Here is a 20,223-nt window from a genome sequence, read left to right as displayed (position 1 = left end):
CGGCGTTCGATACGCGACGCGATCGGCGGTCGACATGCGCGACCGGGTCGACGTCGGATGCGCGACTCGGCCGGCGTTCGATCCGACAGGGCTGCCCGTCCCACGAATAGGTGCGGATTTTATACCTGTTTATGGGGATCCTCCTTGAGCATCGATCGAGGAGGCCCCCCGGATGAGCGCGCCGCGCGGTAGGCATGCCGAAACCGCCGAAGGCAACGGCAGCAGCCCGGCGAAGACCGAGGCGGCGCCCCGACTCGGACTGATCCTGATTGGGTTGATGCTCGGGCTGCTGGTGGCCGCGCTCGATCAGACCATCGTGTCGACCGCGCTGCCGACCATCGTCGGTGACCTCGGCGGGCTCAACCACCTGTCGTGGGTGGTCACCGCGTACCTGCTCGCGTCGACGGTGAGTACGCCGCTGTGGGGCAAGCTCGGCGACCTGTTCGGGCGCAAGAAGCTCTACCAGGCGTCGATCGTGATCTTCCTGATCGGCTCGGTGCTGTGCGGCATCGCCCAGGGCATGTTCGAGTTGATCGCGTTCCGCGCGATCCAGGGGCTCGGCGGCGGCGGCCTGATGGTGTTGTCCCAGGCGATCATCGGCGACGTGGTGCCGCCCCGCGAGCGCGGGCGCTACCAGGGCCTGTTCGGCGCGGTCTTCGGGGTCACCTCGGTGGCCGGGCCGCTGCTCGGCGGGTTCTTCGTGGACAACCTCAGTTGGCGCTGGGTGTTCTACATCAACGTGCCGATCGGCCTCATCGCGCTGGCCGTGATCGCCGCCGCGCTGCACACCAAGGAGATGCACACCCGGCCGAGCATCGACTACCTCGGCATCACGCTGCTGGCCGCTGGTACCACCTGCCTGGTCCTGCTCAGCACCTTCGGCGGCACCACCTACCCGTGGGCCTCCGCGCAGATCATCGGACTGGGCGTCGCGGCAGTGCTGTTGCTCGCCGGGTTCGTCGCGGTCGAGCGGCGCGCGCAGGAGCCGGTGCTGCCGCTGAAGCTGTTCCGCAACCGGATCTTCTCGGTGACCGCCGGCATCGGCTTCATCGTCGGCTTCGCGATGATGGGCGGGCTGAGCTTCCTGCCGCTGTTCATGCAGGTCGTCAACGGCGCCACGCCGACCGAGTCGGGCCTGCGGCTGGTGCCGATGATGGGCGGCCTGCTGGTCACCTCGATCGTCAGCGGGCAACTGATCAGCCGGACCGGCAGATACAAGATCTACCCGATCCTGGGCACCGCCGTGATGGCGGTCGGCATGTTCCTGATGTCGCGGATGGACGAGTTCACCACCACCGCCGCGTCCTCGCTCTACATGCTGGTCTTCGGCGTCGGACTGGGCCTGGTCATGCAGGTCATCGTGCTCGCCGTACAGAACTCGGTGCCCTACTCGGACCTGGGCGTGGCCACCGCCGGCGCGACCTTCTTCCGCTCCATCGGCGGCTCGTTCGGCGCGGCGATCTTCGGCACGATCTTCAACAACCGACTCACGGTGCACCTGCGCGAGGCCGCCGCACGCGGCGAGGGCATGCCCGCGGGAACCGGCACCGGGTCTGCGTCCGCGATCAACCCGGAAGACCTGAACAAGTTGCCGCCGGCGTCCAAGACCGGCTTCATCCACGCCTACGCCGAGTCGCTCCAGACCGTGTTCCTGGTCGCCTCGGGCATCGTGCTGATCGCGTTCGTGTTGTCCTTCCTGCTCGAGGAGGTCCCGCTGCGCGAGGCCACCCGCGAGGCCGAGCCCACGCCGCCGATGTCGTCCACCGCGCGCAGTTCGGTGGAGGAGATCGAGCGCGCGATGGCACAGATGGTGCACCGGGAGAACGGCTGGTCGCGCTACGAACGCATGATCCAGCGCTCGGGCGTCGAGTTGTCGGTACCGTGCGCGTACGGGCTCGTGCAGCTCGACCTCCTGGGGCCGATCTCGATCCCCGACCTCGCCCACCGGCTGCACGAGGCCCAGGACCGGGTCCGTCGATACGCCGACGAGCTGACCTTCGCCGGCTACATCGAGCGGCTGGGCGAGGGCACGATGACACTGACCGCCAAGGGCCACGAGGCGCTGGAGGCGCTGGTCGAGGCCCGTCGGCAAATGCTCACCGAGGTGATGGCGGACTGGTCACCGGAACAGTCCGAGGAACTGACCGCGCTGTTGCGCAAATTGGCGCGGCTGACCACCGACACCCCGCACGATCACATCGTCGGCGAGGCCGACCGACACACGGCCCGAGCCCGACCGACGTCCGGGCCGACGGCGGATCAGTGATAGGCGCGGCGTCGACGCACGGCGCCGCGCTCGTTGGGGGTCAGGCCGCCTCGGACACCGACCGGGTTGGTCTCGGCCAGCGCGCTCGCGCGGCATTCGAGCAGGACGGAGCAGCGCGCGCAGACGCGCTTGGCGTCCTCCTCGCGGGCGAGACGGGCGACGACGGGTTCACCGGGATATCCGAGAAACAACTGCCGATCCGCGGTCGCGCACGCGCCGGCCACCGGGGGCGTCCAGGTCGCGCTGCGGGCTCCGCGAAGTATGTCGATCCGTTCCGTCACGCTGCTCTCCTCGGGTCGGGTGTGTCAGTCGCCTACCCGGGGCGAACCGCCCCATGCGCGCCGGCGCGACAACGCGACGACAAGTAACCACATGGAAACCTCGAGGACATCCACGGAACGACGCGCTCCGCGGCAGGTGTTCCCGGACCACGCACCGACCTCGCCGACGGCCCGCCCGCCGCGATCCCGGGCAGCGATAATCGCCGCATGATCTTCGGCATCCTGGGACCCGTTGAGGTTCGACTCCCCGACGGGAGCCCGATCGCCGCCGGCGGACCGGGAGCGCGGGCGCTGCTCGCGCTGTTGCTCCTGGACGCGGGGCACATCGTGCCCACCGAACGACTGATCGACGGGCTCTACGGCGAGGACCCGCCGGCGGGTGCCGCGAACGCGTTGCAGTCGCACGTCTCCCGCTTGCGGCGCGGGCTGCGGGCCCATGGCGGCGACGGCGAACTCGTCGAGTTCCACGCGATGGGCTATCGCGTCGCGGTGGACCCGGAAGCGGTGGACGCGCATCGTTTCGAACGACTGGCGCGCGGCGGGCGGGCGGCGCCGGCGGCGGGTGAGCACGCGTCCGCCACCGCGCTGCTGGGCGAGGCGATCGGGCTGTGGCGGGGGCCGGCGCCGGCGGACGTGCCGTTCGCCGGGGCGCGGGCCACCCGCCTGGAGGAGTTGCGGGTGGCCGCGACCGAGGATCACATCGAGGCCCAGATCGCGATCGGCGCACTGCGCGGGGTGATCCCGGAGTTGCGCGTGCTGGTCGAGGCGCATCCGCTGCGGGAGCGTCCGCGCGGGCTGCTGATGCGCGCGCTGCACGGCACCGGCCGCCAGGCCGAGGCGCTGGAGGTGTACGAGGACCTGCGTCGGGTGCTCGCGGACGAACTCGGCGCCGACCCCTCCCCCGAGCCGGCCGCCGTCCACGTCGCCGTGCTGCGCGGCGAGATCCCGGGCCTGCGCGGCCCCGGCGCGCCGAGCGCACCCCCACCGGCCCCGGAACCGGCCCTGCCCGGACCGGTGTTCACCCCGCCGCCGGGCCGGCTGACCGGCTTCGTCGGCCGCGAGGCGGAACTCGCCCGGCTGACCGGGTCGGGAACCGCGGCGCGGCTGCTCACCCTGACCGGGCCCGGCGGCGCGGGCAAGACCCGACTGGCGATCGAGGCCGCCGCCCGCACCGCGGACGAGGTGTGCTTCGTGGACCTGACCCGCGCCGCCGACGACGCGGCGCTGGTGCACGTGGTGGCGAGCGCGCTGGGCATCCGCGAGGCCGGCGGCGTGACCGCGTCGGCCGCCGAGGTCGATCCCGGCGCGCGGATCGTCTCGGTACTCGCCGGCCACCGGCTGCTGCTGATCCTGGACAACTGCGAGCACGTGGTGGGCGCCGCGGCCGAACTCGCCCATCTGGTGCTCGACGAGTGTCCCGGCGTACGGATCCTGGCCACCGGGCGGGAACCGCTGGGCATCACCGGCGAGGTGTTGTGCCCGGTACCGGAATTGGCGCTGCCCGACCCGGACGCCGATCTGGACGCGCTGCGCGCCGCCCCGGCGATCGAACTGTTCGCCGCCCGGGCCGCCGCCGTACGGCCCAATTTCGCGGTCACCGCGGAGACCGCGCCCGAGGTCGCGCGGATCTGCACCGCGCTGGACGGTCTGCCGCTCGCCATCGAACTCGCCGCGGCCCGCCTGCGCACCCTCCCGCTGACCGAGATCGCCGCGCGCCTGGACGACCGGTTCCGGCTGCTCTCGCGCGGCAGCCGTACGGCCGCGCCCAGGCATCGCACGCTGCACGCGGTGGTCGAGTGGAGCCGGGACCTGCTCGACCCGGACGAGCGCGCGTTGGCCCGCCGGTTCACCGTGTTCACCGGCGGCGCCACCCTGGCCGCCGTCGCCGCGGTGCGGCGGGTCCGAGGACGAGGCCGACGACCTGCTGGCCGGACTCACCGAGAAGTCGTTGATCACCCTCGCGGACGGGGACGGCGGCCGATTCCGGATGTTGGAGACGATCCGCGCGTTCGGCGCGGCGCGGCTGGCCGAAGCGGGCGAGGAGGAGCGGATCCGGCGTGCGCACGCGGACTACTTCATGGCTCTGGCCGGCGAGGCGGACGCGGGTCTGCGCGGACCGGGTCAGCTCGCGCTGTGGCCGAGGCCGCCGGCAGCCCGAGCACCGTGCGCTGACCGAGCGGCACCGGCCGCCGGCAGCCCGCCGGTTCGCGCCCGACGGTCCGGCTCGCTGCCACGGTCGGCGACGCGTCCGTCACCGGGTGAGCGCGCTCACGCGTTCGTCACCGGTGAGCGCGCCGAGGATCGGCCCGGGGACGCTCGTCCCCGGGCCGATCGGCTCACGCGCGCTTGTTGATCTGGAAGGTCGGCGTGGTGACGTCGGCGAAGAAGTCCTGGCCCTTGTCGTCGACCACGATGAAGGCCGGGAAGTCCTCGACCTCGATCTTCCAGACCGCCTCCATGCCCAGCTCCGGGTACTCCAGCACCTCGACCTTCTTGATGCAGTCCTGCGCCAGCCGCGCCGCCGGGCCACCGATCGAGCCGAGGTAGAAGCCGCCGTGCGTCTTGCACGCGTCGGTGACCTGCTTGCTGCGGTTGCCCTTGGCCAGCATCACGAACGAGCCGCCCGCCGCCTGGAACTGCTCGACGTAGGAGTCCATCCGGCCCGCCGTGGTCGGGCCGAACGAGCCCGACGCGTAGCCCTCGGGGGTCTTGGCCGGGCCCGCGTAGTACACCGCGTGGTCACGCAGATACTGCGGCATCGGCTGACCCGCGTCCAGCAGTTCCTTGATCTTCGCGTGCGCGATGTCGCGCGCGACGACGACCGGGCCGGTCAGCGACAGCCGGGTCTTGACCGGGTACTTGGACAGCTCCGCGCGGATCTCGCTCATCGGCCGGTTGAGGTCGATCTGCACGACGGTGTCGTCCAGGTCCTCGTGCGTGGTGTCCGGAAGGTACTTGGCCGGGTCGGTCTCCAGCTCCTCCAGGAACACGCCCTCGGCGGTGATCTTGGCCAGCGCCTGGCGGTCGGCCGAGCAGGACACCGCGATCGCCACCGGGCAGGACGCGCCGTGCCGGGGCAGCCGGATCACCCGCACGTCGTGGCAGAAGTACTTGCCGCCGAACTGCGCGCCGATGCCCATCTGCTGGGTCAGCTTCAACACCTCGGCCTCGAACTCGACGTCGCGGAAGCCGTGGCCCAGCGCCGAGCCCTGGCCGGGCAGCGTGTCGAGGTAGCGGGTGGAGGCGTACTTCGCGGTCTTGAGCGCGTGCTCGGCGCTGGTGCCGCCGACCACGATCGCCAGGTGGTACGGCGGGCAGGCCGCGGTGCCCAGCGAGCGGATCTTCTCGTCCAGGAAGCGCAGCATGCTCTGCGGGTTCAGGACGGCCTTGGTCTCCTGGTACAGGTACGACTTGTTGGCGCTGCCACCGCCCTTGGCCATGAACAGGAACTTGTACGCCTCGCCGGGCGTCGCGTACAGCTCGATCTGGGCGGGCAGGTTGTTGCCGGTGTTCTTCTCGTCCCACATGGTCAGCGGGGCCATCTGCGAGTAGCGCAGGTTCAGCTCGGTGTACGCGTTGGAGATGCCGCGGGACAGGTGCTCCTCGTCCCGCCCGTCGGTGAGCACGTGCTGGCCGCGCTTGCCCATCACGATCGCGGTGCCGGTGTCCTGACACATCGGCAGCACGCCGCCGGCCGCGATGTTGGCGTTCTTGAGCAGGTCGAGCGCGACGAAGCGGTCGTTGGCCGACGCCTCGGGGTCCTCCAGGATCCGCGCGACCTGGGCCAGGTGCCCGGGCCGCAGCAGGTGCGAGATGTCCCGCATCGCGGTCCGGGCGAGCAGCGTCATCGCCTCGGGGTCGACATTGAGGAACCGACGCCCACCCGCCTCGAACGTGGACACGCCATCGGCGGTCAGCAGCCGGTACGGCGTGGTGTCCTCCCCCAGCGGCAGCAGATCCGTGTAGGCGCTGAAGGTGTTCTCAGGGGCGGGCATCGTGATCCTCACTCATGCGGTGCTCATCCGGTACGGGGCCTCGTCCAGGGTAGAGCGGCCCCGAACCGGTCACGGCTTCGAGGTCGCCGGCAGCGGGATTTGCGCGGCGAGCTCCCGGACCGGGCCGGTTTCGGGTTCGGTGCCGCCGCCGCGTTCGGCGCGCATGCCCAGGACCACGCCCACGCCGACCAGCAGCGCGCCGCCGAACTGTGCCCAGGTGGGCGCGCCGGTGCCCAGGGCCAGGCCCGACAGCGCCGCCGTCACCGGCACCAGGCCCATGAACAGCCCGGCCCGCTCCGGTTCGATCCGGGCCAGAGCCGAGTACCACAGCAGGAACGCGCCGGCGGTGAGCGGCAACGCGAGGTAGAGCAGCGCGGCGAACTCGGTCCCCGACGGCATCCGGATCAGCTCGGTGCCGTCGGTGAACATCCCGACCACGAGCATCTGCGGAATCGCCATCGCGGTGGCGTAGGCGGCGATCCGCCAGGCCCCCAGCCGGGGCAGCAGCGGCACCGCGATCAGCGTGAAGCCCATCTCGCAGAGCGCCACCCCGCACGCGAAGACCAGGCCCGCCGCAGTCCCGCCGCCGAAGCCCTGCACCACCGCCGCCCCCGCGACCACCACGATCGAGGCGACCAGTACCGACCGACTCGGCCGCCGCCCACCCGACAGCGGCGCGGCCAGTACCAGCAGCAGCGGTGTGGCGCCCAGGATGCTGCCCACCGTGGCCGGATCCGCCCGGTCCAGCGCGGCGAACAGGAACAGGTTGAACAGGGTCTGCCCGCACAACGAGAGCAGTCCCAGCCGGATCAGCTCACGACGGGTCGGGCGCAACAACGGGATCCGGCGCAGCCGCAGCACCGCGAACAGCACGAGCGCGGCCACCGCGTAGCGGAGCATCTGACCGCCGGTCACGGGATAGTCCGACAACACGGCGGAGACCCCGGCGGCGGCCCCGATCAACCCCTGCGCGGACGCCGCGCAGACCAGGCCGATCGAGCGGGGTGACATCGCGGATGACTTCATGTGACGTAACGTTAGGAAGCGGGTGGCTTCCCCGGCAGAGCCACTTCCGGGCCGAGAAACCGGACCAATTCCGGATCGCCGGCGGACCACCCGGAGCCGGCCCCGACGTTCTCCCCTCCCCGGGCGTGCGTCGAGACCGCCGAACCGACTCGATCCGGCGAACCCCGAGCGGCAGGTATCCCCAGTGCGCGAACTCCTCGTCCACCTCGACCGATCGGCCGGCCGGCTCGGCGCCCAGGTGCAGTCGGGCCTGCGCACGGCGATCCGCTCGGGTCGACTTCCGGCCGGCTTCCGGATGCCGTCCACCCGCGCGCTGGCGGAGAGCCTGGGCGTCTCCCGGGGCATGGTGGTCGACGCGTACGAGCAACTGGTCGCCGAGGGCTATCTGACCTCGCGGCACGGATCGGGCACCCGGGTCACCGCGGCGTGCGCGGCGCCGCAACCGGCGGACGCGGGGGACGCGCGCCCGGCGGTCCCGATCACCCACGATCTCAAGCCCGGCGTCCCGGACCTGTCCGCGTTCCCGCGCGCGGCGTGGTCGGCCGCGACGCGGCACGTGCTGCACACCGCCCCGCACACCGCGTTCGACTACCCCGGCCCGTCCGGCGCGAGCGAGTTGCGCGCCGCGTTGGCCGACTACCTGGGTCGGGTACGCGCCGCACAGGCCCGGCCCGAGCACATCGTGGTGGTCAACGGCGTGGCCCAGGGGCTGTCCCTGGTCTCCCAGGCGCTGCGCCGACTCGGCCGGGACGTGCTCGCGGTGGAGGACCCCTCCAGCGACCGCCAGCGCGGCATCTTCACCACCCACGGCCTGACCGTCGCCTACGCGCGCACCGACGCCGAGGGCATCGACGTCGAGGCGCTGGCCCGCACCGGCGCCCGCGCGGTGCTGGTCACCCCGGCCCACCAGTACCCCACCGGCGTGGTGTTGTCGCCCCGCCGCCGCGCGGCCCTGGTCGCGTGGGCACGCACGCACGACGGGCTGATCGTGGAGGACGACTACGACGCCGAGTTCCGCTACGACCGCGACCCGGTCGGTTGCCTCCAGGGGCTGGCCCCGGACCGGGTGGTGCATCTGGGCTCGACCAGCAAGGCGCTCGCGCCGGGCATGCGGCTGGGTTGGGCGGTGCTGCCGGCCCCGCTGATCGAGTGGATCCACGACCTCAAGACCAACGCCGACCTCGGCTCGGCCACGCTGCCCCAGTTGACCCTGGTCCGGATGCTGGCCACCGGTGCCTACGAGCGCCACCTGCGGTCGATGCGCGCGCACTACCGGATCCGGCGCGACGCGGTCGCCGAGGCCGTCGCCGAGCACCTGCCGGCCGCGCGCGTGCACGGCATCTCCGCCGGCATCCACCTGTGCGTCGAACTCCCGCCCGGATCGGACGAGTCGGCCACCGTGCGCCGGGCCCGCGAGCACGGTGTGCGGGTGGAACCGATGGCCGATCTGCGCGCGTTCGCGGCCGGCCCGCCCGCCGTGATCATCGGTTACGCCGGGCTCTCCCCCGACCGACTGCGCGAAGCGGTCCGGCTGCTCGCCCGCTCCGTACTCCCGGCCGATGCACCCCCGGGCTAGATTTACCTCGTGGACAACAGCCCAGAGCGTCGAGCCCAGCCGCCCACCCCCGAGCTGCGGGCTTCCGACGCCGACCGCGACCGCTACGTGAACGTATTGCGGGACGCGCTCGCGGAAGGCCGCTTGACCGCCGACGAGCACGCCGAGCGGGTGGACGCCGCGCTGGCCGCGAAGACGGTGCGCCAACTCGAACCGCTCATCGCCGATCTCCCGGCACCGGCCCCGGTCGGCTACGAGCCCGCGGCGGCCAACTCGGTGCCGCCGCGCCCGGCCCGGTCGAACATGTTCGCGTTCTGGAGCAGTTCGACCCGCAAGGGCCGCTGGCGCGCGGGGGCGAAGCTGAACGCGGTCGCGGTGATGGGCGGTGTGGACATCGACCTCACCGACGCGGTGTTCGACGAACCCGAGTTGGTGATCAACGTCTTCACGCTCTGGGGTGGCATCGACATCCGGATCCCGGAGGGCGTCACGGTCCGCGACCACGGATTCGGCTTCATGGGCGGCTTCGAGGTGCACGAGCAGTACACCGACGACCCGCGCGCACCGGTCGTGGTGATCAAGGGCCTGGCGATCATGGGCGGCGTGGTGGTCAAGGCGAAGCGCCGCAAGGAGCAGCGCGGGCACGAGATCGACGGCGGACCCCGGCGCGAGATCGACCGCTTCCGCAAGGACGTCGACTGACCCGCGACGTGCCGCGGCCCCCGCCCGCGTTCCGGACGGAGGCCGCGTGCTCGAACGGCGATCCCGCGATCGCTCGGGGCCGCGAGGCCGCGATCAGTAGGCGTCGTACGGAATCACCGTGTACGGCAGCGGAACCGAGGCGCCCGCCGTCCAACGCTGCGCGGCCGAGGTGCCGACCGGCTGCTGGGTGATCGCGCCGTTGCCCGTCGGTGCGGTCGCGACCAGACCGGAGACCCGGCTGACCAGTCGGCCGTCCGCGTCCGCGTCGAATCGCAGGTTGTTCAGGTACGCACCCCGCGCCTCGTCGCAGCGCCAGATGCCCATCCCCGCGCCCGCCGCCGTGACCCCGCGGTTGTCCAGGCAGAACGCCGGGTCCTTGAGGCTGTGCACCTGACCCGTGGCGGGGTTGCGCCACCATTTCTGGTTGGTGTTGCCGGTGCAGTCCCAGGCCAGCACGGCGCGCCCGGCGGTCATCGTGCCGCCGTCCACGTCCAGGCACTTGGCGGTGCCCCCGGCCTTGAGTTCCGCGAAGCGCACCGACTGCGCGGACTCCTTCACCCAGCGCTGCCCCGCCGATCCGTCGCATCCGGCCAGTACGAGCGCGGCGCCCAGGGACGCTTCCGCCGCCGATGCCGCCGCGACGCACAACGACTGGGTGTCCGCGGGCCGCAGCGTGCCCGCGACCTCGACGAAGCGCTGGTTGCCGCCGCCGTTGCAGTTCCACAACACCAGCGCGGTGCCCGAGGTGCGGCCGCCGCCGAGCGGATCGACACACCGGTCCTGGCTGAGCTCGGTGTGCAGCGACTGGTTCGCGGCGTCGTACCAGAAGCCCTGGTTGCGTCCGCCGTGGCAGGGCCACAGCTTCACCGGGGTGTCATTGCGCGACGAGAAACCGTAGGTGTCGGCGCACAATCCGGTGCCCTCGTTACGCAATTGCCGGAAGTCGGCACTGAGTACGCCCGGGTACAGCGTGGTCGCCCCCGTGCTTGCCGAGTCCGCGCAACTCGCCTGGCTCAATCCGGAGTTGTAGAGCTGGGTGAGGCAGGACGCGAAGGCCAGGTGGCCCCGGTCGTTGGGGTGGAAGCTCTGCCGGGTGGTGTTCTCGTCGAAGATGTCCGGCCCGGCGAACCACAGTCCGCGTGCCCAGGTGTTGTCGGTACAGACCTCGTGGCCGTGGAACAGCCGCGAGTTGTCCAGGTAGGTCACGCCGGTGTTCGCCGCGGCCTGCCGCTCGGCCCGCTCGAAGATCGGTACCGCCTCGTTCCGCCCCCACGCGGCGTCGCGCAGGTAGCCCACGCAACCGCCGCGGTACCAACCCGGGAAGTCGGGGTTGTCCTCGACGTCCGGGGCGATCGGCGAGGGATAACCCATCAGCACCAGCTTGTAGTCGCCGCTCTGGTAGCCGGCGTCCGCCATGGTGGTCTTCAGGTCGCGAACGGTCTGCTCGACCTTGGGCCGCATCGCGTCCGCCCGCGCCTGCCAGCCGGGCTGATAGGTGCCGTAGCACTCGCCCTGGAAGAACACCCGCCTGGTCACGCAGTCGGTCATGGTCGGGCCGAACCGGATGTCGTCGTTGGCACCGGCCACCAGCAGGATCAGCCGTACGCGCGTGTTGCGCGCCTTGATCGCCAGGTTGTCCGACTGCACGAGTTCGTCGGCGTACTGCTTGGTGCCGCCGATCCGGATGTTGACCGTGGACGCTCCCGAGCACGCGACGTTGTACGTCACGTCGGCCGGGATCCCGGTCCGGTGGATGGCCGCGTCCGGCGACCGGTGGCACCAGTTGTCCGGACCGTCGGTGCCGGGTTCGTACACGCCGACGCCCTCGCCGGCGATCTCACTGTCGCCGAGCGAGATCAGCGAGGTCTTTCGCTCGGCCAACGGCTTGACCCCGGGGCTCCCGTACAGCGCCTGGGCCTCGGCCTGCCGGATCGCCTCCAGTTGGGGGGACAACGCGGCGGCCACCGGGGCCGCCGGCGCCGCGCCGGCCGATCCGCCCGCCGTCAGGCCGCCGGTGAGACCCATCAGGGTCGCCATCAGCGCCACCGGTAGGACCTTGTCGCACACACGCTCGAATGTGGACATGCACCCTCGCCTTCGTGGCATGGAAGGAACACGCACGAGCCGCCCAAAGGGGACTTGGGCTCTGTGGAGCGAGAGCAAGCTACCGGCGGGTAGAGGGGAAATGAAGGCATGTAGGTGACAAACCCCGCCTTCGCCGGCGGGCCGCCGGCGCGGGTCCGGGCCGGTCGAACCGGTTGCCCTATCGTGGAGGCACGGCGGGGCCGGTCGTTCGCACGCACTTCACAGGTGGTTCCCATCAGCACTCGTACGCCGACGTTGTCGCAGCTCAGGGCCTTCTCCGCGGTCGCCGACTACCTGCACTTCCGCGACGCCGCCGCCGCGGTGGGCACCAGCCAGCCCGCACTCTCGGGCGCGATCGCCGCCCTGGAGGAGGCGCTGGGCACCCAACTGGTGGAGCGCACCACGCGCCGCGTCCTGCTCACGCCGGCCGGCGAGCGGGTCGCGCGGCACACCCGGCGGGTGCTGGACGCGCTCGCCGACCTGGTCGACGAGGCGGAGTCCGCCCGACGCCCGTTCACCGGGCCGCTGCACCTGGGCGTGATCCCCACGGTCGCGCCGTACGTGCTGCCGGCGCTGCTGCGGCTGGTTCGCGAGGAGTATCCGGACCTGCGGTTGTACGTGCACGAGGAGCAGACCGGTTCGCTCCTGGACGGCCTCACCAGCGGCCGGCTCGACCTGCTGCTGCTCGCGCTGCCCTCCGGCATCTCGGGTGTCGAGGAGATCCCGCTCTACGAGGAGGACTTCACCCTGATCGTGCCCGAGGGGCACGAGTTGGCGAACCGCGCGGACGTGCCGCGGGCCGCGCTGCGCGGGCTGGACGTGCTGCTGTTGGACGAGGGCCACTGCCTGCGCGACCAGGCGCTGGACGTGTGCCGCGAGGTGGGAGCGGGCGAGGCGGGCGCGACCCGCGCGGCGAGCCTGCCGACCCTGGTGCAGTTGGTCGCGGGCGGCCTGGGCGTCACCCTGCTGCCGCAGACCGCGATCGACGTGGAGACCCGGCCGGGCTCGCAGCTGGCCGTCTCCCGGTTCGCCGCGCCCGCCCCGTACCGCACCATCGGCCTGGTGATGCGCTCCAGCACGGGACGAGGCGAGGAGTTCGCCGATCTGGCGATCGCCCTGCGGCGCGCGGTCGGCGGGTTGCCGGTGCGCGTGGTGGCGGGATAGACGATCAGCGCGCATGTGCTCGCGCCTTCGACTGCCGGCCGTCCGGTGGTGGGGTGGGGCGGCCGGGCAGGAGGAGGCACAGGGGGACGGCGATGGCGGTGAAGGCCACGGACCACCCGAAGGCGACGCCGAAGCCGTCGGCCACTGCGCCCGGGGTGTGCGCGTCGGCGGTGGTGTGCTGGAGGACGACGGCGGCGGTGCCCACCGAGCCGCCGATCTGCTGGGAGACGCGGGTGATGATGCCGGCGTCCGGGATCTCCCGGTGCGCCAGGCCGATGTAGGCGGCGCCGGTGAGTGCGATCGTGGCGGCGCCCAGACCGACGCCGCGGACGAACAGGGCGGCCATGAGCAGGACTTCGCCGGTGTCGGCGGTCGCGGAGGCGAACGGCACGGTGGCCGCGGCGGCGACGGCGAATCCGACGAGGGCGACCCGGCGGGAGCCGAGGCGGTCGGTGTACTTGCCGGCCAGGGTGCGTGAGCAGAGCACGCCGACGCCCTGCGGGATGAGCAGCAGTCCGGCGCCGAGGGCGTCCTGACCGCGGACCTGCTGGAAGTACAGCGGCAGCAGCAGCATCGCCCCGTACAGGGTGATGCCGGCCAGGAAGCCGAGGCCGGCGGCGGAGCCGAGCGCGCGATGGCGGAAGAGCCGCAGGTCGACCAGGGCGCCGGTGGTGGTGCGGGTCAGCGCCCAGGCGGTGAAGCCGCCGATCAGGGCGAGGCCGCCGATCAGCGGGACGAGGATCTCGGCGGCGGCGAAGCCCGCGCTGCCCTCGACCCGGGAGAGGCCGTAGATGACCGCGGCGACGCCGGGCGAGAGCAGGAACAGGCCGATCACGTCGAGCCGGGCCCGGGGGCTGTCGGGGGCGGGTCGGTCCTCGGGCAGGTTGCGCCGGGCGAGCCAGGCGCCGACGGCACAGAACGGGACGTTGACCAGGAACAGCCAGTGCCAGTCGGCCAGATGCAGGATGAGGCCGCCCAGGACCGGGCCGAGGATCGGGCCGAGCGAGGCGGGCAGGGTGACGGCGGCCATCACCCTGCCGATGTTGCGGCCCTTGGCGGCCTGCATGATCAGCGTGATCATGAGCGGCATCATGATGCCGCCGCCGACGCCCTGGACGACGCGGAAGGCGATCAGGGCGGCCGCGTTCCAGGCGAGCGCACACAGGATCGAGCCGAGCAGGAATATGCCCAGCGCCGCGATCCACAGACGTTTGCCGCCCAGGCGGGACTGGGCCCATCCGGCGATCGGCATGGTGGCGAACATGGCCAGCAGGTAGCCGGTGCTCACCCACTGGATCGTGGACAGCGGGGCGTCGAGTTCGCCGGCCAGGTCGTTGAGGGCGACGCTGACGACGGTGGTGTCGAAGACCACGGCGAGGGCGCCCACGATGAGGGTGAACGCCATGCGCCACACGGCGGGGTCTACCCGGTCGGGGTCCGTCGCCGCAGTCACGGGTGCGGCTCCGGCGTCGGCGTCGGCTCTTTGGGGGGTGTGCACGGACAACCGCCTAAGATATAGAGTCCTATCTTACGGCTCCGACGATAGGGCGCCGAGATAAGATAGGCAAGTCTATCTAAGGGAGATGTCGATGGCCGAGCGACGCCGCGGGGCGGCATTGGAGAAGGCTCTTCTCGATGCGGCCTGGGCGGAACTCGCCGACAACGGCTATGCCGGCTTCACCATGGACGCCGTCGTCCGACGTGCGGGCACCAGCCCTCCCGTGCTCTATCGCCGCTGGTCCGACCGTGAGCAACTGGTCCGGGCGGCCATCGTGCACGCCTTGGAGGAGAGCCGCCTCGACGTCCCCGACACGGGAAGCCTGCGGGAGGACGTGCTGACCCTCATGCGGGAGATCAACGCCACCCGCGTCGAATTCGCCACCGTCATGAGCGTGCACCTGGCCGGCTACTACCGGGAGACCGGCACCAGCCCGGGCGACCTCCTCGGGACGGGGCGTCAGGACGCCGTCGACGTGCTCTTCGACCGCGCCGTCGAGCGCGGCGAGATCGAACCGCAACGCCTCACCGAGCGCGTCAAGTCCCTCCCCTTCGACCTGCTGCGCCACGAGATCCTGACCACCTTCGTCCCCGTGCCCGACCACGTCCTCGAAGAGATCGTCGACACGATCTTCCTGCCCCTGGTGCGCTGACCGACATCGCGACGGCGCGGGCCGCGCGCCGGGGCGTGGGCCGGCTCGGCGGGAACGGCTTCGCCCGCCGGGGTTACGGGGTGGGGACGATTCATGTCCGGGCCGGCCACGAGAACAGCCGGTGTCAGCCGCTCACCTGGATCAGCGCATGTGTGCCGCTGGTGCGCCACGCCTGCCCGCTCGCGTCCAAGGCGGTCGACGTGGCGGTGTCGAGGCCGACCACCACGTCCGACTTGAGGGTGCGCAGGGCGGCCGTGGGGCCGGGGAAGTGGGCGACCCGCTCGGCGAACGGCGTGGTGGCCGGCCAGAGCCGGTCGCCCACCAGGCGGCGGTAGTTGAGGTCGCCCTTGAGGATGGTGACGGTGGCCTTCGAAAGGTCCCGGCGCAGGTCGTCGGGCATCGCGTCATACGGGAGGGGCGCGCAGAAGAACGCGTGGGCGCCCACCGCGAGCCGACCGGTGCCCAGCGCCGACCAAAGGCGGGCGCCGATGTCGCGGGCGCGGCCGGGTGCGCACCGGAGGCGGTCCAGCGCGGCCAGGAAGTCGGCCGTGGTCGCGTCGGAGACGAAGTACGGATACGGCTTGAGGTGGAGCACGGCCTCGGCGGCCCGCCCCGTGTGCAACAGGTGGTCGAGCAGCACCAGGTCCGGAATCAACTCGCGGCCGGCGTTGTCCGCGATCAGGTGCACCTCGGCGCCGCCACCGACCGGGAGCAAAGACCACAACCGGCCGCTGTCGTCGGCGACCAGGTGCGACGGGGCGGGGTCGTCGGCCGAGGAGGAGATGCGAAAGCCCAGGTCGGCCCGGTTCCCCCACAACGCGCCGTGCAGGAGCGCGTCGCCCGACTCCGCGCCGAGACCGTCGAGCGCGGCCAACTCCTCGTCCACCACCGCACCGCGCAACTCGTCGCGCTTGAACGGCGCGAAGGGGTCGACCCCGTGCCACGGACCGTCCCGGAAGTAGCCCGTCGCCGCGAGCAAGCGGCGATAGAAGTAGCTCTCCGCCCACAGAAACGGCACGTCGAACCACGAACGGCCCAGGTGGGCGGCATCCCACACGCCACCGTCGTGCGCTTCGGGCCCGAGCGGCGTGATCACCCCGTCGGTGATCTCGTCGAGCAGCGCGTCCAGCGCCCGCCCGCGCTCGGGCGGCCACGGGAACGCCTCCCGCACCCGTGCGATCAGCGCCGGATGCCGCTCCGCGAGCACCGACCGCGCGAACGACCCCGGCTCGCCGCCCGTGATCACCGCTGCCGAAGGAGACGTCACGACACGATGTCCTTGCGCCCGAAGTGCCGGAAGGCCAGCGCCAGGAAGACCACCGCGTACGCGACCGAGACCGCGCTGCCCTTGATCATGCCGTCCCATTGCGGGTCGGTCTGGAGCACGTCGACCCACGCGAACTGCCAGTGCGTGGGCAGATAGTCCCGCCACGAGCCGAGCGCCGTGACCGCGTCCACGATGTTGGAGACCACCACCAGGCCGACCGCGCCGCCCACCGCGCCCAGCGGCGCGTCGGTGACCGTGGACAGCCAGAACGCGATGCCCATCACCACCAGTTGCGCCACCACGCCGTACACGACCACGACCGACATCCGCCCGAGCGCCTCGCCGGTGGGCAGCGAGGCCCCCACCGGCAGGTCCAACGGGCCCCAGCCGAACGCGATCGTGCCCGCGATCATCGCCATCAGCGGCAGCAGCACCAGGGCCAGCACGCTGTAGCCCAGCGCGACCACCAGCTTGACCCGCAGCAGCCGCGCGCGCGGAACGGGTGCCGCCAGCAGATACCGCAGCGAGGACCAACTCGCCTCGCTGGCAACGGTGTCGCCGCAGAACAGGGCCACCGCCACGACCAGCAGGAAGCCGGTCGAGACGAACAGCGTGAACGCGGTGAAGTTGAGCGCGCTCTTGGTCGCCACGTCCACCAGCGTGGGCACCGCGTCCGCCGACGGATCGCCGCCGATCTTGAACGCGGCGACCAGGATCCACGGCAGCGCGAGCAGCAGCCCGATCATGAACAATGTGCGCCGGCGCCGGAATTGACGCACGGTCTCCACCCACACGGGCAGCGTGTGCCGAGGCCGGTAACCGTGCGCGTGCGCCGCGCCCGGGATCGGGTGCGCGCCCTCGTCGGTCGGCAGGTCGGGGAGCGTACGGGTCATCAGGACTCCCCAATGAGCGTCAGGAACGCGTCTTCCAGGCGGCGGCGTGCGGTCACCCGGTCCACCGCGACGCCCGCGCCGACCAGTTCGGCCACCAGGACGGAGGTCTGCGCGCCCGCGAGATGCACGAGCACGCCGCCCTCCTCGGGCTCCACCGAGCCGACGCCCGGCAGATCCTTCAGCGTCGCGATCGCCAGGTCCGGGACGGGGGTCCCGATCACCAGCGTGTTGCCGTTGCCGACGATCTCCTCGACCGGACCGGCGGCGATCAGCCGGCCCCGGTGCATCACCACGACGTGCGTACAGGTCTGTTCGACCTCGGCCAGCAGGTGACTGGAGACCACCACGGTGCGGCCGGTGGCCGCGTAGCCGATCAGCACGTCGCGCATCGCCCGGATCTGCGGCGGGTCGAGCCCGTTGGTGGGTTCGTCCAGCACGAGCAGGTCCGGCAGGCCGAGCATCGCCTGCGCGATGGCCAGCCGTTGCCGCATGCCCTGCGAGTAGGTGCGCACGTTGCGATCCAGCGCCTCGCCCAGCCCGGCGATCTCCAGCGCCTCGTCGAAGTGCGCGTCGGCGTGCGGGCGGCCGGTGGCGCGCCAGTACAGCGACAGGTTCTCCCGCCCGGACAGGTGCGGCAGGAAGCCGGGGCCCTCGACGAACGAGCCGAGCCGGGACAACACCGGCGCCCCGGGGCCGACCACCCGGCCGAAGATCCTTATCTCGCCGTCGTCCGGGAGGATCAGCCCCATCAGCATCCGCAGCGTCGTGGTCTTGCCCGCGCCGTTGGGGCCGAGCAGGCCGAGCACCTGGCCCGCCTCCACCCGGAAGGACAGGTCGTCGACGGCGAGCTTGCCGCCCTTGTACCGCTTGGTCAGCCCGTGGATCCGTAGCGGCACCTCGGCCAGCGCCGGGTCCGGGGCCTTCGCGACGGCCCGCCGCCGCCCGGTGAGCAACAGGACACCCGCGACGAGTACCGCGATCAGCGGCAGGCCCCACGTCCACCACGGGTAGCCGGTCGAGGCCACGTGCAGTTGCGGCACCGACGGCACGGTCAGCGCACCGGCTAGCGCGACCCGGTAGCTCGCGGGCGCGTCCGGCGACGCGAAGCCCAGGTCGGTCGCGGTGAGCACCAGGCGCAACCGGTGCCCCGAGTCGACCTGGTGGTCGATCGCGGGCAGCCGGATCTCCACGTCCCGCCCGGCCGCGGCGCCGGTCACCCGGATCGGCGCCGCGAGCTGGTGCGGCAGCACGGTGCCGCCGCTCGGCGCGACGTCGTAGAGCTTGGCGAACAACACGATGTCGTCGGCGCCCGAGACCCGCACGCGTGCCGTCGGCGAGCCGGTGATCCAGGTGCTCTGGTCGAAGCGATCGCTCTGGAAGAACGCGCTCTGCCCGGGGAGGTCGAACGCGATCCCGCCCAGGTCGCCCGCGCTCGACGCGAGTGCGCCCAGGCTGCCGGCGCCGGCCAGCGCCCCGAGCCCGGGCAGCCCGGACACCGAGGTCGGCGCACCCCCCGGCGGATTGGCCACGGTCTGCTCCGGCCCGGCCAGCGCGACCGCACGCTGCCGGGTGCCGTCCAGGCCCGGATAGCGGTCGGTGTCGGCGATCCGCAGCCGCTGCTCACGGGTGGCGCTGTCCACGCCGCCCGAGCGGGTCACCCGAAACGCCCCGGCGGAGGTCGGCGTACCGGCCTTCGGCGCGGCCTGCGCCGGCTTCAGCCACCGGTCGAACCAACCGGTGATCCGATCGCGCACCATCGCGCTCTGCGGCCGCCCGCCGTCGTGCCCGCCGGCCGTCCACACCATCTCCACCGGCGCGCCGTTGCGCGCGATCGCGGCGGCGTTGCGGTCGGCCTGGTCGAGCGGGAACAGCGAGTCGTTCTGACCCTGGATCAGCAGCGTGGGCACCGCGATCCGGTCCGCCGCGGACGCCGGACTGGCCCGACGCAGCAGGTCGACGGCCTGCGGCGTGGACTTCCCGCCGACGGCGACCTCGCGGTAGATCGCGCACACCCGCTCGGCGAACCGACCGCAGCCGGTGTTCGCGTCTATCGGGGTCAGGCCGCCCAGCGGGCTGGTCCCGGACGAGAAGAACAGCCCGGCCCACATCTTCTTGAACACCCCGCCGGCAGGCCCGCCGCCCGCCGCATTCGGCAACAGCGCGTCGGCGAGGTCGTGCCAGGTGATCTGCGGCGCGATCGCGTCCACCCGCGGGTCGTGGGCCGCGGCCAGCAGCGCGAGGGCACCGCCGTAGGAGGCCCCCGCGACGCCCACACGCGGGTCGCCCGGTCCGTCCAGGCGCACCTCGGGCCGGGCGGCCAGCCAGTCGATCAGCGCCCGTGCGTCGGCCACCTCGTAGTCCGGCTGGTCCAGCATGATCTGCCCGCCCGAGGCGCCGAAGCCGCGTGCCGAGTAGGTCAGCACCACATACCCCGAACGGGCCAACGCCTCCGCTTCCCGGCGCAACTCGGCCTTGCTGCCGCCGAATCCGTGCGCGAGCAGCACGGCGGGCGCGCGCTCGCGCACTCCCGGCGGCAGGAACAGTGTCGTGTCGATGCCGATCCTGGCCGAATCGCCCGGCCCGGCGGCGACGTCCAGGCGCTGCTCACTGCTGCGCACCGGTGTCGCGGGGTCGTCGCCGGCGACGGCGCCGACGCCCACGACCGCGATGATCACCACCACCAGGGCGAGGACACCGGCCAGGACACGGGATCGACGCGTGGTCAACCGCGAACGGGCGACGGCGAAGGGGCGGCCGAGTGCCGTCCGGAGGCTCATGCGCCGACCCTACGTGGTGCGACCTCGCAGGTCGGGCACAAGGCCCCCGCTCGTCGACCGGC

The 20,223-nt window shown here is 72.2% G+C and carries 14 protein-coding genes; 6 read left to right on the top strand and 8 right to left on the bottom strand.

Annotated elements, in window-relative coordinates:
* Window positions 1-172: 172 nt before the first annotated feature.
* On the top strand, window positions 173-2,266 hold the full coding sequence (locus tag ACIRL2_RS21015; RefSeq protein ID WP_402233945.1) for an MFS transporter: 2,094 nt from the start codon (window positions 173-175) through the stop codon (window positions 2,264-2,266).
* Here the strand turns inward: ACIRL2_RS21015 and ACIRL2_RS21010 are convergent.
* Window positions 2,260-2,547, bottom strand: coding sequence for a WhiB family transcriptional regulator (locus ACIRL2_RS21010; protein WP_395870405.1), 288 nt, complete (start codon window positions 2,545-2,547; stop codon window positions 2,260-2,262). The genes ACIRL2_RS21015 and ACIRL2_RS21010 overlap by 7 nt on opposite strands.
* 207 nt (window positions 2,548-2,754) lie before the next feature.
* Between ACIRL2_RS21010 and ACIRL2_RS21005 the strand changes: the two genes are divergently transcribed.
* Window positions 2,755-4,719 (top strand): BTAD domain-containing putative transcriptional regulator, encoded by a 1,965-nt coding sequence (locus ACIRL2_RS21005; RefSeq protein WP_402233943.1) that lies wholly within the window; start codon window positions 2,755-2,757, stop codon window positions 4,717-4,719.
* A 164-nt stretch (window positions 4,720-4,883) separates the two neighbouring features.
* Here ACIRL2_RS21005 and ACIRL2_RS21000 read toward each other — a convergent pair whose 3' ends face one another.
* Window positions 4,884-6,542, bottom strand: a complete 1,659-nt coding sequence (locus ACIRL2_RS21000) for a fumarate hydratase (protein WP_395870401.1) — start codon at window positions 6,540-6,542, stop codon at window positions 4,884-4,886.
* A 69-nt stretch (window positions 6,543-6,611) separates the two neighbouring features.
* On the bottom strand, window positions 6,612-7,568 hold the full coding sequence (locus ACIRL2_RS20995) for a DMT family transporter (protein WP_402233941.1): 957 nt from the start codon (window positions 7,566-7,568) through the stop codon (window positions 6,612-6,614).
* Between the two features lie 184 nt (window positions 7,569-7,752).
* Between ACIRL2_RS20995 and ACIRL2_RS20990 the strand changes: the two genes are divergently transcribed.
* Complete coding sequence (locus tag ACIRL2_RS20990; protein WP_402233939.1) at window positions 7,753-9,144, top strand: PLP-dependent aminotransferase family protein; 1,392 nt, start codon at window positions 7,753-7,755, stop codon at window positions 9,142-9,144.
* Between the two features lie 9 nt (window positions 9,145-9,153).
* Complete coding sequence (locus tag ACIRL2_RS20985) at window positions 9,154-9,825, top strand: DUF1707 domain-containing protein (protein WP_402233937.1); 672 nt, start codon at window positions 9,154-9,156, stop codon at window positions 9,823-9,825.
* Window positions 9,826-9,918: 93 nt separating this feature from the next.
* On the opposite strand, the gene ACIRL2_RS20980 is transcribed toward ACIRL2_RS20985, so the two are convergent.
* Window positions 9,919-11,910, bottom strand: coding sequence for a ricin-type beta-trefoil lectin domain protein (locus ACIRL2_RS20980; RefSeq protein ID WP_402233935.1), 1,992 nt, complete (start codon window positions 11,908-11,910; stop codon window positions 9,919-9,921).
* Window positions 11,911-12,135: 225 nt separating this feature from the next.
* Between ACIRL2_RS20980 and ACIRL2_RS20975 the strand changes: the two genes are divergently transcribed.
* Window positions 12,136-13,074, top strand: coding sequence for a hydrogen peroxide-inducible genes activator (locus ACIRL2_RS20975; RefSeq protein WP_395870393.1), 939 nt, complete (start codon window positions 12,136-12,138; stop codon window positions 13,072-13,074).
* Window positions 13,075-13,078: 4 nt separating this feature from the next.
* On the opposite strand, the gene ACIRL2_RS20970 is transcribed toward ACIRL2_RS20975, so the two are convergent.
* The gene (locus ACIRL2_RS20970) at window positions 13,079-14,479 is read right to left on the bottom strand and encodes an MDR family MFS transporter (RefSeq protein WP_402234071.1); all 1,401 of its coding nucleotides are present in this window, start codon (window positions 14,477-14,479) and stop codon (window positions 13,079-13,081) included.
* Window positions 14,480-14,663: 184 nt separating this feature from the next.
* Here ACIRL2_RS20970 and ACIRL2_RS20965 point away from each other — a divergent pair, with 184 nt between their 5' ends.
* Entirely contained in the window at window positions 14,664-15,224 is a 561-nt protein-coding gene (locus ACIRL2_RS20965) for a TetR/AcrR family transcriptional regulator (protein ID WP_395870389.1), read from the top strand.
* A 124-nt stretch (window positions 15,225-15,348) separates the two neighbouring features.
* On the opposite strand, the gene ACIRL2_RS20960 is transcribed toward ACIRL2_RS20965, so the two are convergent.
* From ACIRL2_RS20960 to ACIRL2_RS20950, 3 genes are read right to left on the bottom strand one after another with little or no spacing between them, the layout of a single operon-like run.
* Window positions 15,349-16,491, bottom strand: coding sequence for a damage-control phosphatase ARMT1 family protein (locus ACIRL2_RS20960; protein WP_395870387.1), 1,143 nt, complete (start codon window positions 16,489-16,491; stop codon window positions 15,349-15,351).
* Window positions 16,488-17,384, bottom strand: coding sequence for an ABC transporter permease (locus ACIRL2_RS20955; RefSeq protein ID WP_395870385.1), 897 nt, complete (start codon window positions 17,382-17,384; stop codon window positions 16,488-16,490). Before ACIRL2_RS20955 ends, ACIRL2_RS20960 begins: the two co-directional genes overlap by 4 nt.
* Window positions 17,384-20,161, bottom strand: a complete 2,778-nt coding sequence (locus ACIRL2_RS20950; RefSeq protein ID WP_402233933.1) for an alpha/beta fold hydrolase — start codon at window positions 20,159-20,161, stop codon at window positions 17,384-17,386. The genes ACIRL2_RS20955 and ACIRL2_RS20950 overlap by 1 nt, the downstream gene beginning before the upstream one ends.
* Between the last annotated feature and the right edge of the window lie 62 nt (window positions 20,162-20,223).

It is taken from the genome of Embleya sp. NPDC127516 (assembly GCF_044765325.1).
In the GTDB taxonomy this organism is placed as follows: Bacteria; Actinomycetota; Actinomycetes; order Streptomycetales; family Streptomycetaceae; genus Embleya.
This window is presented reverse-complemented; position numbering and strand designations above follow the sequence as displayed.